The sequence below is a fragment of the Geobacter sp. genome (assembly GCF_030834625.1).
Taxonomy (GTDB): Bacteria; Desulfobacterota; Desulfuromonadia; order Geobacterales; family Geobacteraceae; genus Geobacter.
On record NZ_JAUQXO010000032.1, the window covers coordinates 88,924 to 103,639 of the forward strand.

A 14,716-nucleotide genomic window follows, 5' to 3' on the forward strand; every position below is an offset into this window, starting at 1 on the left:
AACCATAAAAGAATAGAGACAAGCATAGCACAAAGAGCGGGCAAAACAAACCCGAAGGGAGGTTTGGCGGTACGGCACAACGGGGTGTGGCAGGAGGCTTGACCTTTTTCATCCAATACTATAGGCTCGACCGTAAGTTGTGGTGAGGTATAGCTATTTTCTCTCGTCACGTTCCATTCACGCCATCAAGGACAGGAGGCGACCCCGAACCATGTGTACCACCTGCGGTTGCGAAACCGACACCCATGATCACCATCACCACGGCCACGGCCGTCACCATCATCATCACCAGGGCGAGGGGAAAGAGGCACGGAAAATCGCCGTCGAAATCGACATCCTCGCCCGGAACAACCGCTATGCCGCTGGAAACCGGGCGCTCTTCGCCGCCAAGGGGATCTTTGTCCTCAATCTCGTGAGCTCCCCCGGTTCGGGAAAGACCACGACCCTGGAGCGGACCCTGAAGGACCTGGGCGGCCGGTATCGCTGCGCCGTCATCGAGGGGGACCAGCAGACCGACAACGATGCCATCCGCATCGCCGCCACCGGCGTGCCGGTGAAGCAGATCAACACCGGTGCCGGCTGCCACCTGGACGCCCACATGGTGGCCCACGCGGCGGAAGAATTCGCTCTGGACCACCTGGATCTCCTCCTGGTGGAGAACGTGGGTAACCTGGTCTGCCCCGCCTCCTTCGACCTGGGGGAGCACCACAAGGTGGTTGTTCTCTCGACCACCGAAGGGGAGGACAAGCCCCTCAAGTACCCGAACATGTTCCACGTCGCCGACGTGATGCTCCTCAACAAGGTGGATCTCCTACCCTACGTGGACTTCGACGTGGAGAAGTGTAAGGAGATGGCCCGCCGGGTGAGCCCGAATATCACCATTTTCGAGATCTCGAGCCGCACCGGCCAGGGGATGGACGCCTGGTATGGCTGGCTCGCCGGGCGGATCGCCGCGGTGAAGGGGTAATCCCGCGTATCATTGCATGACTGACGTCAGGCGAATCAGGATAACCATCGAGGGGATCGTCCAGGGGGTCGGCTTCCGCCCCTTCGTCTTTCGCCTTGCGGAGCGCCACGGCATCACCGGATGGGTGAAGAACACCACCGCCGGCGTGGTCATGGAGGCTGAGGGGGATGCCCCGCGCCTCGACTCCTTCGTTGCCGACCTTGAGGGAGAGGCTCCACCCCTGGCCGTCATCGCCTCGGTCGTCACCGGGGAGATTTCGCCGAAGGGGGACACCGCCTTCACCATCCTCGACAGCGAGGGGAGCACCGGCCCGGTGCGGGTGGCCCCCGACGGCGACGTCTGCCCCGACTGTCTCCGGGAACTCTTCGACCCGGCCGACCGCCGCTACCGTTACCCCTTCATCACCTGCACCAACTGCGGCCCCCGCTACTCCCTCATCACCGCCATCCCCTACGACCGCCCCAACACCACCATGGCCCCTTTCCCCCTCTGCGCAGCCTGCCGGGCCGAGTACGAGGACCCCCGGGACCGCCGCTTCCACGCCCAGCCGCTTGCCTGCCCCGCCTGCGGGCCCCGGCTCAGGCTCGTGGACGCCGACGATCGGGAACTCCCAGGGGACCCGGTGGAAACGGCCAGGGCGCTCCTGTCCGAAGGGAAGATCCTTGCCGTGAAGGGGGTCGGCGGCTACCACCTGGCTGCGGACGCCCTGAACGATGCCGCGGTGCGGGAACTGCGCCGCCGTAAGGCCCGGGACGAGAAGCCCTTCGCCCTCATGGCCCCCGACCTAGCGGCGGTGCGGATCTTCGCCCTCTCCGATGCCGTGGAGGAACGGCTCCTGGCTGGCCCCGAGCACCCCATCGTGCTCCTGCGCAAGCGGCCCGACAACCCTGTCTCTCCCCTGGTGGCCCCGTCCAACGGCTACTTCGGGACCATGCTCCCCTACGCGCCGCTCCATCACTTGCTCCTGCGGGACCGGTTCACGGGCCTGGTCATGACGAGCGGCAACCTCTCCGACGAGCCCATCGCCTACCGGGACGCCGAGGCCCGGGAGCGGCTCGCGGCAATCGCCGATTTCTTCCTGGTCCACGACCGGGAGATCCATACCCGCGCCGATGACTCGGTGATCCGGGTCTTCCGGGGGAATCCCCTTTTCCTGCGCCGCTCCCGGGGGTACGTGCCGCGGGAGGTCAGGCTCCCCGTGGAGGTTCCCGGCGTCCTCGCCGTGGGGGCCGAGCTGAAGGGGACCGTCTGCCTCGCCCGGGGGGACCGGGCCGTCATGAGCCAGCACATCGGTGACCTGAAAAACGCCGCCACCTTCGCCTCCCTGGCGGAGACGACCGCACATCTCCAGGGTCTCCTGGAGATAACTCCCGCCGTCGTGGCCCACGACCTCCACCCCGACTACCTTTCCACGGCCTTTGCCGAGGGGTTCGGGGAGCTCCGCCGGGTGGCGGTGCAGCACCACCACGCCCACCTGGCCTCCTGCATGGCCGAGAACGGCCTCGATGGCCAGGTCATCGGCGTCATTTTCGACGGCACCGGCTACGGCACGGACGGCACCGTCTGGGGGGGAGAATTCCTGGTGGGGGGGTACGACGGTTGCCGGCGGGCCGGCCACTTCCGGCAGGTGCCCCTTCCCGGCGGCGACGCGGCGGTGAAGGAACCGTTCCGGATGGCACTGGCCCATCTCCACGATGCCTTCGGCGCCGGACTCTTCGACCTTCCCCTTCCGTGGCTCGGTGAGATCGACGGGGGCGAGCGCAAACTCTATCTCCAGATGCTGGAACGGCGGATCAACTCTCCCCTTACCTCCAGCTGCGGCCGGCTCTTCGATGCTGTGGCGGCCCTCATGGGGCTGCGGGGTCGGGTCTCCTACGAGGGGCAGGCGGCCATGGAGCTGGAGGCCCTGGCCGAGGGGAGCGGCACGATGTTTGCCTATCCCTTTGCCATTGTCCGCCGCACCGGTGTTGCCGAGATCGATTTCCGGCTGATGGTCCGGGCACTGGTGGAGGATCTGGTGGCAGGTCGACCGGGGGCGGAGATGGCCCGTGGTTTCCACAATACCATTGCCCTGGCGGCGGCGGATCTGTGCAGTGAAATCCGCGCCCTTGACGGACTGGACCGGGTGGTCCTCTCGGGGGGCGTTTTCCAGAACAAACTCCTGACCGAAGGGGTCGTCCAGGCCCTGTCGGATGGGGGTTTCCACGTCTACACCCATCGGCTCGTTCCCCCCAACGACGGGGGGCTGGCCCTGGGGCAGGCGGTTGTCGCAGGCTACGCAGCACGAAAAGGAGAATAGAACCATGTGTCTCGGAGTACCCATGCAGGTGGTCAGCGTCGGCGACGGCGACATCGTTGCCGAGATCGACGGAGTGAGGAAAGAGGCGAGCCTCATGCTCCTCGACGAGGATGTGACGGTGGGGGATTTTGTCATCGTCCATGCGGGCTTTGCCATCTCCCGGCTGGATGAGGAGGATGCGCAGGAGACGCTGCGTCTTATGAGAGAGGTTTTCAAGCTGGAGGACATGGCGTGAACTACCAGGACGAATTCCGCGACAAGGCTATCGTGCTCGGCCTTGCCGCCCGGATACGAGAGCTCGTGGCGGGCCGCACCGAGCCCATGACCTTCATGGAGGTCTGCGGCACCCACACCATGGCCATCTACCAGTACGGGCTCCGCAGCCTCCTCCCCCCCCAGGTGCGGCTCATCTCCGGGCCGGGGTGTCCCGTCTGCGTCACCCCCAACGACTACGTGGACCGGGCCGTGGCCCTCTGCCGGCTCCCCGGCGTCATCGTCGCCACCTTCGGTGACATGGTCCGGGTTCCCGGCTCGTCCTCCTCCCTCATTGAGGAGCGGGCCAAGGGGGCCGACATCCGGATCGTCTACTCCCCCCTGGACGCCGTGGCCCTGGCGGCCAGGAATCCGGACAGGAAAGTCGTCTTCCTGGGGGTCGGTTTCGAGACCACGGCCCCGGCCATCGGCGGGAGCATCCTGGCCGCGAAGAAGCAGGGGCTCGGCAACTACTATGTGCTGGCCGCCCACAAGACGATCCCGATTCCCATGGAGGTCCTCTCCAGCGACCCGGAACTGAAGATCGACGGCTACCTCTGCCCGGCCCACGTGAGCGTCGTCATCGGTGCCGACGCCTACCGGTTCCTGGCGGAAGAGTGCGGGGTCCCCTGCGTGGTGACCGGCTTCGAGCCGGTGGACGTCATGCAGGGGGTGGAGATGCTGGCCCGCCAGGTGGTGGAAGGCGCGTCCCGGGTGGAGATCCAGTACAGCCGCGTGGTGAAGTGGGAGGGGAACCGGAAGGCCCAGGAGGTCATCGCCGAGGTCCTCACCCCTTTCGACGCCCCGTGGCGCGGCATCGGGGTCATTCCCGGGAGCGGTCTGCGGATCGCCGACGCCTACGGGTCGTTCGACGCCGAAAAGGCGATTCCCGTCGAGGTTGAGGAGACGAAGGAGCACGCGGGGTGCCTCTGCGGCGAGATCCTCAAGGGAAAGGTGAACCCCTTCGACTGTCCCCTCTTTGCGAAGGCCTGCACCCCCGAGTCCCCCGTGGGGGCCTGCATGGTTTCTTCCGAGGGGACCTGCGCGGCGGCCTACAAGTACGGGCGGTGATGCGCAGTGGTGTTTAGAACCAAGAAATACACAAGCCGGAGAATCCTGTGAACAAAGACCTGATCCTTCTGGGCCACGGCAGCGGCGGGAAGCTCTCCCACCAGCTCCTGGACGACCTCATTATCCCAGCCCTTTCGGGCATTTCCCTCGCCGGGCAGAACGACGCGGCGGTGGTGGAGCATGGGGGCCAGCGGCTTGCTTTCACCACCGATTCCTACGTGGTTGATCCGATCTTCTTTCCCGGCGGCGACATCGGGTGCCTGGCGGTGAACGGCACCGTGAACGACCTGGCCATGATGGGGGCCCGCCCCCTCTTCATCAGTGCCGGCCTCATCATCGAAGAGGGGTTCAGCCGGACCGAGCTGGCCGAGATCCTCGCCTCCATGCGGGAGGCGGCCGATGCCGCCGGCGTGCGGATCGTCACCGGCGACACCAAGGTGGTCCCCCGGGGCAAGGCCGACCGGATATTCATCAACACCTCCGGCATCGGGGCCGTGGAGCACGATCTCGCCATCTCCGGCGCCAACGCCCGGGCCGGCGACGCGGTCATCATCAACGGCACCATCGGCGACCACGGTATCGCCGTCATGGCGAAGCGGGAAGGGCTCGACCTCCAGACCGATATCCGGAGCGACTGCGCGGCCCTGAACGGTCTCGTGGCCGAGATTATCGCCGCCGGGGGCGACGCGGTCCACGTCCTGCGGGACCCGACCCGGGGGGGCGTTGCCACGACCCTCAAGGAAATCGCCCTCCAGTCCGATAAGACCATAACGCTGCGGGAGGCGGCCCTCCCCCTCAACGGTGGGGTGAAGGGGGTCTGCTCGATCCTCGGGCTCGATCCCCTTTACGTGGCCAACGAGGGGAAGCTCCTGGCCGTGGTGGCCCCCGAGGCCGCCGAGCGGGTCCTGGCCTGCATCAAGGGGCATCCCCTCGGAAAGGATGCCGCCATCATCGGCTCCGTGGCCGACGGCGGTGGCCGGGTGCAGATGGAAACCTCCGTTGGCGGCATGCGGGCCGTGGAGATGCTTGCCGGCGAGCAGCTCCCCCGCATCTGCTGAACCTGTCGCCGCCGGGAACGCAGCCACTTCAACCCTGTTTCTATTGGGAGCGCCATGAACAACCAGCACGCAACAAACTCCGTTTCGGATACCGGTCCGGTGACCCTCATGTTCCTTGGCGGCGGAAGCCGCTACCCCGCCTTCATCGGCGCCCTCAAGGCCGTGGAGGAGCTGGGTATTCCCGTGGGGAGGATTATCGGCGCCTCGTCCGGGAGCGTCGTTGCCGCCCTCTACGCTGCGGGGCTCTCTCCCGAGGAGATCCACCGCCTTTCCCTCGATACCGACATCGGGGCGTTTCGGGACTTTTCGGCCCGGGGCGCCCTGGCCGGCATGGGGGTCTGCCGGGGGGACGCCCTGGAGCGGTGGCTGGATGAGAAGCTGGAGGGGAAGCGCCTTGGCGACGGGTTCCGCATTCCCCTCGGTATCATCGCCACGGACATTCTCAACCATGCCCCCCATCTCCTCTGCGGCGACAATCACCCCGACTTGAAGGCGTCCGCCGCCGTCCGCTTCTCCATGGGGATCCCTCTCGTTTTCGCCTGGAAGAGGTACTTCCACCGGGGGCGGGACCATGTCTTCATCGACGGGTCCCTCATGGCGGGCGTCATCGAAACCCAGTGCTCCGACGCGGGCCGAACCCTCACCATCAAGACCTTTGCCAAGCGGAGCCTGAGCCGGCCAACCTCGTCGGTCCTGAGCCTGCGGCGTTACGGCGCCGACCTCCTCTCCATCTTTTATGGCGCCATGGACCGGGAGTTCCTCAAGGGGGGGAGGTGGAAGGATACCATCACCATCCACTGTGGCACGGTCTCCCCCCTCTCGTTCTCCCTCAGTTCCACGGAAAAGGAATTTCTCTTCGAGCAGGGATACAACCAGGTGGCCAAGTACCTCCGCTATAAAGGAGGATTTTGACGGCTTTTTTTGGGGATTTGCGTTGTCTCGGCCGGGGCTTTTCTGTTAGGATGGATTAACGGCAACAAAAACCACCTCTGCCGGCGGACTTTTTCCTTTTTCTGCTAAAGATTGCGCCGTGCCCGTCGATACGAAGTGTAATGCATTGAGTGACCAAGGGAGGACATCGGGTGGAAAAGAGAAAGTTCGAGCGGGTTGACCTGCGGACCGAGGCGCTTGTCCGTCACCGGGACGTGACGTTTCGGGGCGAGGTGGAGAATCTGAGCCTTAAAGGGCTCTTTGTCAGGACCGATCAGAAGGTCCCCCTCCACGAGAGGGTAGATGTGGCCATGTTCTTCCACGGGTCGTCGTCGGAACTTTCTTTCAGCCTTGAGGCCAGCGTGGTGAGGGCCACCGACGAGGGGATCGGGCTCAATTTCCGCAAGATCGACATCGATTCCCTGGTCCGCGCCGAGCTGCCGGCCACCGCAAGCGGCGTCGAGCGTCAGAGGGTGATCGAGGAGTTCTACGGTTTCGTCGAGGAAGACGACGCGGCCGAGGAAGAAAAACCGAAAATTCCCACTGCCGCGCCGTAGCAGCAGCTCGGTCAGTCCACCGGGTTCCCCTTGGTGACTGCATCATAGATCGAGATGAGCGAGTCGGGGGTGTAGGGGCAAATCCGGTTCTTCGTGGTGCCGTCGGCCAGTGTCTGCTCCCAGAAAATCACCTCCTGGCCCTCTTTCTCTCCCCGCGACACCCCTGTGGGATCGAATCCCTTGAGCGCCTCCCACATCTGGTCCATGGTCAGGAGCTCATATCCTTCGAACTCGTCACCGCTCCCCACGCTGGCAAGAAACGTGTCAACCAGTTCGCAGTCGATGAAGTCGTTCTCCTTCCGCCACCACTTGATGAACAGCTGGTCACTCGTTTTCCCGTCACGGATCTCCTTTTCAATCTCACGTCCTGTCATGTCGCCTCCCTTTCGCTGCCTGACCATGGTTGCCACAATCTGCCGGGATCAGTGATGGTTCTCCCGTACCTTCCATGGCTGCGGCAGGTGTGTAGTATGGTGATGAGTATAGCACTTTTTGGTCAGTGCAAAAGATGCCGGACGTGAAATGTCGGGCTGTATTGGCCCTTGTTTTGCAGAATCAGTTGCGGGCAATCTGTTTTCGGCCGATGGGGATGAGCCGGTTTATGTTTCATGAGTGATATGCACCATTATTTTGACCTGTTACAGCTGAAACCCGACGCGACTCCCGCGGAGGTGAAACGCGCCTTCCGGGATCAGGTTTCCGCGTGGCATCCCGACCGGTTTTCCGCTGACCCTGCAATGCAACGGCGGGCCGAGGAGCGGTTGCGTCTTGTCATCGAGGCCCATCGGTCAATTGTGGCATACCATGCCTCCCTCGCGTCAGGAGACCTAACGGGGCAGCCATCCGTGCAGGGCGGCGACCGGTGCGGTTTGCCGCGAACAGCCGTCAGCTTTTTCCGGTCGGTCCCGAATCTCGTTTTCTGCGCCGTGGTGCTCGTCTGTGCCCTGCTGGCCTCGGCCCGGTTTGGGGTGACGATCCGCGCGTGGACCTACGGGGCGGAGATGGCCCTTGTCCCGGCCCTCTTTTCCCTGGCCTACAACCTGACGGCCTGCAGAAGTCCGGCGGTGAGAAATCTCTATCTGGGCTTTTCTCTCTGTGCCCTGGCCGTCGTCGTGGTTGATGGCGCCATGACCGGGGTGCAGCGGACGGCTCCGGTCGGGGTGCAGGGGGCTTTTCCTCCGGGCGGTTACGACGGGGGCGCCGTGGGGGGCGTCTGGTCTCTCACCCAGGCCGACGGGGTGGACCGGGTCAGCGACGGTCTGCCATCGGTGCTGCGTGAGCAACCGGCACCGCGGGTACCGGCGGTCCCCCTTGCACCGGTGGCGCCGGCAGCTCCGCAGGCGCCCGCTGCTCCAGTGGTGTCGCCGGCACGCTAGGGTTCTGGCGGCGGAAGGACCTGTCGCCATCGCAATGATGCGCCACAGCGGCGCATAATCAGGAGGATGAACTCACATCATGGCGCTCAGACTTGGAGAAATGCTGGTCAAGGCCGGCCGGATCACGTCGGCCCAGCTCGATGAGGCCCTCAAGAGCCAGGTCATCTTTGGGGGCCGGCTCGGGACCAACCTCATCGAGATGGGATGTATCGAAGAGGAGGAGTTGGCCAGGGTCCTGAGCGAGAAGCTGCGGGTGCCCCGCGTCGACCCCGAAGAACTGATGAATATCCCCCCCTCCGTCGTGGAGCTCGTGCCGCTTGAGATGGTGGAGCAGTTCCGGATTATCCCCCTCAGGCTGGAGAACCGGCGGCTCTTTCTCGTCATGGCCGATCCGTCCGACCTTCCGGCCATCGATCAGATCGCCTTCCGGACCGGGTTTGTCATCGTGCCGCTGGTCGCCCCGGAGATCAGGCTCCAGATGGCCCTGGAAAAGTACTACGACATCAGGCGGGAGCTTCGGTATCTGCCGGTGTCGAAGGAGCTGGGGGGAAGGAAGGCCTGTGGCTACCGGCCCAACCCCGTCGACGTGGCGCGAGCTGCCTCGCGGGAGGTGGTCGACTTTTCGACGCTTTCCGTCGAGGGGGAGGAACATTTCCCGTGGGAGGATGCGGCCGGGGTTGACGTCCGGGTCGAGGCTGCCCAGCAGTACACCATCGACTCGCTGTCCCGCGCCCTGGCCGATGCCCCCGACCGGGAGGCGGTGGCGAGGGCCCTGGTGGGTTACGTGGGGCAGGAGTTCGACCGCGTTGCGCTGCTCCTCGTCGCCAGGGATACCGTGGCGGGGTGGATGGCCGTTGGGGGGGGCGAGCCGGTTCCGCGGTTCGACGAGCTGCGGATTCGCTTCGACGAACCGTCGGCCGTGCAGGCGGTGGTCCGGGGGAAGACGGTCTACCGGGGAGCCGTGGTCCCTACGCCGGCAAACATGAGACTGCTGGCTGCCCTGGGGGGTGGCGAGCCCGAGGGGGTGCTCCTCGTCCCCATGGCCATGAACAACCGGGTGGTGACGATACTCTGCGCCGCGGGAAAGCTGGACCTCCTGGGCGCTCGGCTTGAAGCCCTCCAGGGTATTGCCCGCAAGGGGGTACTGGCCTTCGAGGTTCTCATCCTGAAAAGCAAGATCCTGATGACGTGACGGGGGTTCGCCCTGTCGCCGTGGCCCACACCCCTGCCGGGAAGGGAGGCCCCCGGAAGAAGGGGGTTGTCACTTACCCAGGAACCGGGTAGTCTTAAACAGTTCAACGTGTCCACCAGCGACCGGCCAACAATTTCACGAGGAGTCCATCGAATGAAACGAACCCTTAGCCTCTCAGCCCTTGCCCTTGCCCTCTCGTTACCGCTTGGTGCCCATGCCTTCGGCCCCGGCGAGGCCATGGGGGGGGCCGTAGCGCCCGCCCCCGCACCTCTGGCGGGAAAGGTGGTGGAGACCTTTCCGAGCGGCGGTTACACCTACCTGTTGCTCGAACGGGACGGAAAGAAGACCTGGGCGGCCATTCCGGAAACCCCCGTCGAGGCGGGGCGCGAGATTTCCCTCAAGCCGGGAATGGAGATGAGGAACTTCACCAGCAAGGCCCTGAAGCGCACCTTCGAGAGCATTTATTTCTCCGAGGGGTTGGCCGTGGCGGCGGAGAGCACGGCGGGGAAGAGCTCTCCGGGAAGCACGGGGGCCGTGGTCGCGCCGACCGAGAAGGTGACGGTGGAGAAGGCCGCCGGCCCCGACGCCCGCACCATCGCCGAGGTCTACGGGCAGAAGGGAGCCCTCGACGGGAAGCCCGTGGCCGTGCGGGGGAAGGTCACCAAGGTGTCAGCCGGCATCATGGGGAAGAACTGGATCCATCTCCAGGACGGAAGCGGTGACGCCACGAAGGGGACCCACGACCTGACCGCCACAAGCCAGGACCTCCCGGCCGTGGGGGATGTGGTGACCGTCACCGGCACCCTCCGCAAGGACAAGGATTTCGGCGGCGGCTATCGGTACCAGGTCATCATCGAAGAAGGGGCCGTGAAGCGCTGACGGCCTCTTTCTCTCCATGACCGCCATCGTCATCCTGGCCTATCTCGTTACCCTCGGCGCCGGCTTGTTCCTGCGGGCGCTGAATCTCCGCCATCTGAAACAGCACGGCTCCACCGTTCCTCCCGGCTTCGAGGGGGCGGTGGAGCCGGAAACCCTCCGAAGGACCGTCTCCTACACTCTGGACCAGAGCCGCCTGGGATTGGCGGAGTCCCTCTTCGACGCTGGCCTTCTCCTCGTTTTCCTCTTCGGCGGGCTCCTGCCGGCCTATGACCGGTGGGTCGCAACCCTGGCCGATTCTTTCGTCCTCTCCGGGGTCCTCTTCTTCCTGGGCCTCACCCTGATCCAGACCATACTCGGCATCCCCTTCGACCTCTACGGCACCTTCCGCCTCGAAGTCCGCTACGGCTTCAACGCCACGACCCCGGGCCTCTGGCTTTCGGACCTGGCAAAGTCGACCCTCATCGCGGTGGTGCTGTCCGGGCTTCTGGTGGCCGGGTCCTTTGCCCTCGTGCAGTGGAGCACCCATTTCTGGTGGCTCTGGGTCTGGGGGTTTTTCGCCCTGGTCTCCCTCACCTTCATGTACCTCTCCCCCTACGTCATTGAACCCCTCTTCAACCGGTTCGAGCCGGTCACCGAGGAGGGGCTGGAGGATGAGATCCGCGCCATGGCCGAGCGGGCCGGGCTCACGGTCAGCCGGGTCATGAAGGTGGACGCCTCCCGGCGCAGCCGCCACTCCAACGCCTACTTCACCGGCATTGGCCGGGTGAAGCGGATCGTCCTCTACGACACCCTCATCCGCCAGATGAGCCACCGGGAGATCCTGGCGGTCCTTGCCCACGAGATCGGCCACTGGAAGAAGGGGCATATCCGGCAGCGCCTGATCCTCACCGAAGCGGGCGCCCTTGCCGCCGCGTGGCTCGCCTGGAAACTCACGGGATGGGATGGGCTTCCCGGCCTTCTCGGCCTGGATGACGCCTCCTTCGCGGCCCGGCTCGTCATTCTCGGTTTCCTCGGCTCCATCGTCTCCTTCCCCTTCACTCCCCTCTCCAGCTGGCTCTCCCGCCGCCACGAGCGGGAGGCGGACCGGTTCGCCACCGACATCACGGGCGACCCGGAGGCCCTGGCCTCGGCCCTGGTGAAGCTCTCCACTGAGAACCTCTCCAACCTCCATCCCCACCCCCTCTACGCGGCCTTCTACTACTCCCATCCCCCCGTCGTGGAGCGTGTGGGGCAGTTGCGATGCGATCGACTGGCTCGATGTGGACCAGGCGCGCCGGGATGTTGTACCCTTCGTCAAAGACCCGCAGATGCTCGCCATCTGGTCCCATGACTTCTTTCGGGATGTGGCGGGAAGGATTCAGCTCACGTCGGCATAGAGGGATCACAATTGATGGGGTCTAAGCCATTCGGACGAGGCCCCATTGAGGGGGGAGGCGCGTGTCCCTTAAGGCGCCCTGATCAGCTATCACCTATGCCCAGGCGTGCATCGATGACCAGCTCAGGGGACGGCACCCCTACATGGAACCCCTGGGCATAGGTAAGGCCAACCTCTTCGACGGCCTTGAGAACATCCTCGCTCTCCACGTATTCTCCCACCGTCTTTATGCCGAGCCCTTTGGCAAGGGTGGCAATGCTCTTCACTATGGATACGTCCACGCCGCTTGCTCCGGTCATCCCCCTGACGAAATCCCCCTCGACCTTGATGAAATCCACCGGGAAGCGCTTCAGGTACTGGTACGACGAAAAGCCCGAGCCGAAGTCGTCGATGGCGAACTTGTAGTTCTCGAACTTGAGGTCAAGGACAAAGCGCTCCAGCAGGGTGACATTCTTGACGGTTTCCCGCTCGGTTATTTCGAAGACGATCCGTGAGGGGTCGATGCGATACTCCTTGGTCAGCCTGCGTACGGTCGGGATGAATTCATTCAGGATAAGGGCCTTGGGTGAAATGTTTATGAAGAGATGGCCCCGGTAAGCGGTGTGGCTGACCTGTTCGAAGACCTTTTCCATCAGGAGATAATCCATCTTGGTGATGACCCCCATGGCCTCGGCAATGCCGACGAACTCTTCCGCGCAGGTCACCTTGCCCGGCTGGGTTATCCGCATCAAGACCTCGTGGGCCTCCACCACTCCGGTGGCGACGTTGACGATGGGCTGGAAGTAGGGAACGATCCGCCGCTCCTCGATGGCTTTCATTATCATGACATTTTTCTCGCCGATCATCCGGTACACTTCGGCAAGGTCATCGTCCGTCGGAATGGCGATCTGGTTTTTCCCCGACGACTTGGCCTTGTATCGCATATTGTCGGCCATCATGAAGAGTTCCTTGGCGGTTTTTGCATGGGTGGGGAACAGGGAAACGCCGATGGAGACGCTGGCTTTCAGCGTGCCGCCATCGGGAAGTTCGAAGGATATTCCCCTGAGGTCGTCCATGATCCGCTGCGCCACCAGATATGCCTGCTGACCGTCCGCTTCGGGAAGTATCACCGTAAATTCGTCTCCCCCATAGCGGGCGGGAATATCTCCTCTCCGGATCCCTGTTGTCACTACCTCGCTGATTCCCTGCAGGATGCGGTCGCCGAACGCGTGCCCGAATGAGTCATTGACGATCTTGAGGTTGTCGATGTCGATGTGAAGCAGGGCGAAGTTGTAGTCGTGCCGGGATGCCCGGTCGATCTCGTTGTTGAGCAGTTCCCAGAAGACCCGCTGGTTGCAGAGGTTGGTGAGGGGGTCGCGGGTCGAGTAGAATTCGAGATCCTTGGTGTACTTGTAGATGGCCTTTACCGAACCGACCACGTTGAGGAGCGTTGCAAGGATGCTCTCGATCACCAGTGCGCGCGCGGGATGCTTGCCGAGCTCGGAGATGACGCCGATCCCCACGATGCCGCCGATCTGCGGAGCCTCCAGGAAGAGCGACTTGGTCTGCAGCTCGATATCCTCCTCCTTGAGCAGCGGGAGGGATGACAGGGGGAGTGCGATGTTATGGATAATGTGCAGATTTTCGACGTGCTGGAAGCGGGGATTCTTGGCGAGCTGGCTCCGCACGATCGTCTCGAAAACCTCCTTCAGCTGATCGCTGGGGGTATTGCGCCAGAATACCTCGATATCGTAAGACTCATCGTTCACCATGAAAAGTGAGAAAAAGAAATAGGTGTCCATGATGGCGTTGATTTCGATGAGGATATGGTTGACATGGGCCTTCCAGTCCTTGACCACCTCGGAGGTGATGATGAACCGCTCCAGGAGCTTTACCTCGAACTCAAGAACGTCCTTGTCGATGGCCACGTCCCGGAGCTTGCCGATGATCTTCTTCGTCTCGGCGAACATGTCGGAGAATTCGGCAAAGCCGAACTGCATGTCCTGAAGCTCCAGTACCTTCAGGTCGCTGACCCTGTTTACCCCCTCGATGCGGTTCTGCAGGTCGGTCACTGACCGGTTCACGCGGTTGCTGAAAGCCCGCGCCAGGAAAAAGGAGGCAGAAAGGGGAAGCAGGGCGATCAGGGCAAGAAACAGAATGATCTTGCGGCGGGTCTCCTGCAGTTCCTGGGCGATGTCGATGCGGGAGTCGATGACCCCCAGCACCTCGCCGCTGCGGGAAGTGGAATGGCAGCCGAGGCATTCAGCCGATGCGGTGAGGGGGTACACATGCCTGATGATTGAGTCCGTACGGAAGCTTCCCGTCGTTCCCGTGGCGAAGACGTCGCGGACACGCTGGTCCGGCTTTGCGTCATAGGTGCGGCCATAGTGGGCGGCGAGCGCCTCGCTCTGGTAGATGACGACGTTGGTGTTGGTGCTGCTGAAGAGTCGCCGGTTGCTGTCGAGGAATTCCGCGACGTCCTTTTGTGACCATCCCTTCCTCATGACCTGATACAGGGAGTTGAAGGTCATGTCCGAGATGGTTTTGGCATTTTTTTCCGCCCGGTGTTCCACGATCTGCTCATACCCCAGCGAAACAAGGAGGTAGATGAACAGGACCATGAACAGCGTCAGTCCGCAGGTACAGAGTACAATATAATCGGAGAGTTTTTTCATGATCCGTGTCCCGGGCGATTCGCCTCTGCTAGTGTTGTAATGGTACCATCGGATTCACCTTTTGCCATGTTTAATCATTATTTTTCAACGGGATACGTCATGGCGG

General features: G+C 63.4%; 13 protein-coding genes. 11 read left to right on the forward strand and 2 right to left on the reverse strand.

What is annotated here, in order from left to right; translation table 11 throughout:
* Positions 1 to 211: 211 nt before the first annotated feature.
* The 7 genes from hypB (at position 212) to RCH91_RS09115 (ending at position 7,134) form a co-directional block, all read left to right on the forward strand.
* Complete coding sequence (gene hypB / locus RCH91_RS09085) at positions 212 to 967, forward strand: hydrogenase nickel incorporation protein HypB (RefSeq protein ID WP_306534330.1); 756 nt, start codon at positions 212 to 214, stop codon at positions 965 to 967.
* A 16-nt stretch (positions 968 to 983) separates the two neighbouring features.
* The gene (hypF, locus tag RCH91_RS09090) at positions 984 to 3,266 is read left to right on the forward strand and encodes a carbamoyltransferase HypF (RefSeq protein WP_306534332.1); all 2,283 of its coding nucleotides are present in this window, start codon (positions 984 to 986) and stop codon (positions 3,264 to 3,266) included.
* Positions 3,267 to 3,270: 4 nt separating this feature from the next.
* Entirely contained in the window at positions 3,271 to 3,501 is a 231-nt protein-coding gene (locus tag RCH91_RS09095) for a HypC/HybG/HupF family hydrogenase formation chaperone (protein ID WP_306534334.1), read from the forward strand.
* Complete coding sequence (gene hypD, locus RCH91_RS09100; protein WP_306534336.1) at positions 3,498 to 4,589, forward strand: hydrogenase formation protein HypD; 1,092 nt, start codon at positions 3,498 to 3,500, stop codon at positions 4,587 to 4,589. Before RCH91_RS09095 ends, hypD begins: the two co-directional genes overlap by 4 nt.
* 47 nt (positions 4,590 to 4,636) lie before the next feature.
* A complete protein-coding gene (gene hypE, locus RCH91_RS09105) occupies positions 4,637 to 5,647 on the forward strand; it encodes a hydrogenase expression/formation protein HypE (protein ID WP_306534338.1) in 1,011 nt (336 codons plus the stop codon).
* A 54-nt stretch (positions 5,648 to 5,701) separates the two neighbouring features.
* The gene (locus tag RCH91_RS09110) at positions 5,702 to 6,559 is read left to right on the forward strand and encodes a patatin-like phospholipase family protein (RefSeq protein WP_306534340.1); all 858 of its coding nucleotides are present in this window, start codon (positions 5,702 to 5,704) and stop codon (positions 6,557 to 6,559) included.
* Positions 6,560 to 6,729: 170 nt separating this feature from the next.
* A complete protein-coding gene (locus tag RCH91_RS09115; RefSeq protein ID WP_306534342.1) occupies positions 6,730 to 7,134 on the forward strand; it encodes a PilZ domain-containing protein in 405 nt (134 codons plus the stop codon).
* A gap of 11 nt (positions 7,135 to 7,145) precedes the next feature.
* Here RCH91_RS09115 and RCH91_RS09120 read toward each other — a convergent pair whose 3' ends face one another.
* Positions 7,146 to 7,508 (reverse strand): hypothetical protein, encoded by a 363-nt coding sequence (locus RCH91_RS09120; protein ID WP_306534344.1) that lies wholly within the window; start codon positions 7,506 to 7,508, stop codon positions 7,146 to 7,148.
* A 234-nt stretch (positions 7,509 to 7,742) separates the two neighbouring features.
* Between RCH91_RS09120 and RCH91_RS09125 the strand changes: the two genes are divergently transcribed.
* From RCH91_RS09125 to RCH91_RS09140, 4 genes are all read left to right on the forward strand, one after another.
* Entirely contained in the window at positions 7,743 to 8,510 is a 768-nt protein-coding gene (locus RCH91_RS09125; RefSeq protein ID WP_306534346.1) for a DnaJ family molecular chaperone, read from the forward strand.
* A 79-nt stretch (positions 8,511 to 8,589) separates the two neighbouring features.
* A complete protein-coding gene (locus tag RCH91_RS09130) occupies positions 8,590 to 9,702 on the forward strand; it encodes a hypothetical protein (RefSeq protein ID WP_306534348.1) in 1,113 nt (370 codons plus the stop codon).
* Between the two features lie 153 nt (positions 9,703 to 9,855).
* Complete coding sequence (locus tag RCH91_RS09135; protein ID WP_306534350.1) at positions 9,856 to 10,581, forward strand: DNA-binding protein; 726 nt, start codon at positions 9,856 to 9,858, stop codon at positions 10,579 to 10,581.
* 16 nt (positions 10,582 to 10,597) lie between these two features.
* Positions 10,598 to 11,911: a M48 family metallopeptidase gene (locus RCH91_RS09140; protein WP_306534352.1), complete on the forward strand. Its 1,314-nt coding sequence runs from the start codon at positions 10,598 to 10,600 to the stop codon at positions 11,909 to 11,911.
* Between the two features lie 128 nt (positions 11,912 to 12,039).
* Here the strand turns inward: RCH91_RS09140 and RCH91_RS09145 are convergent, their stop codons facing one another.
* The gene (locus RCH91_RS09145) at positions 12,040 to 14,610 is read right to left on the reverse strand and encodes a bifunctional diguanylate cyclase/phosphodiesterase (protein WP_306534354.1); all 2,571 of its coding nucleotides are present in this window, start codon (positions 14,608 to 14,610) and stop codon (positions 12,040 to 12,042) included.
* Between the last annotated feature and the right edge of the window lie 106 nt (positions 14,611 to 14,716).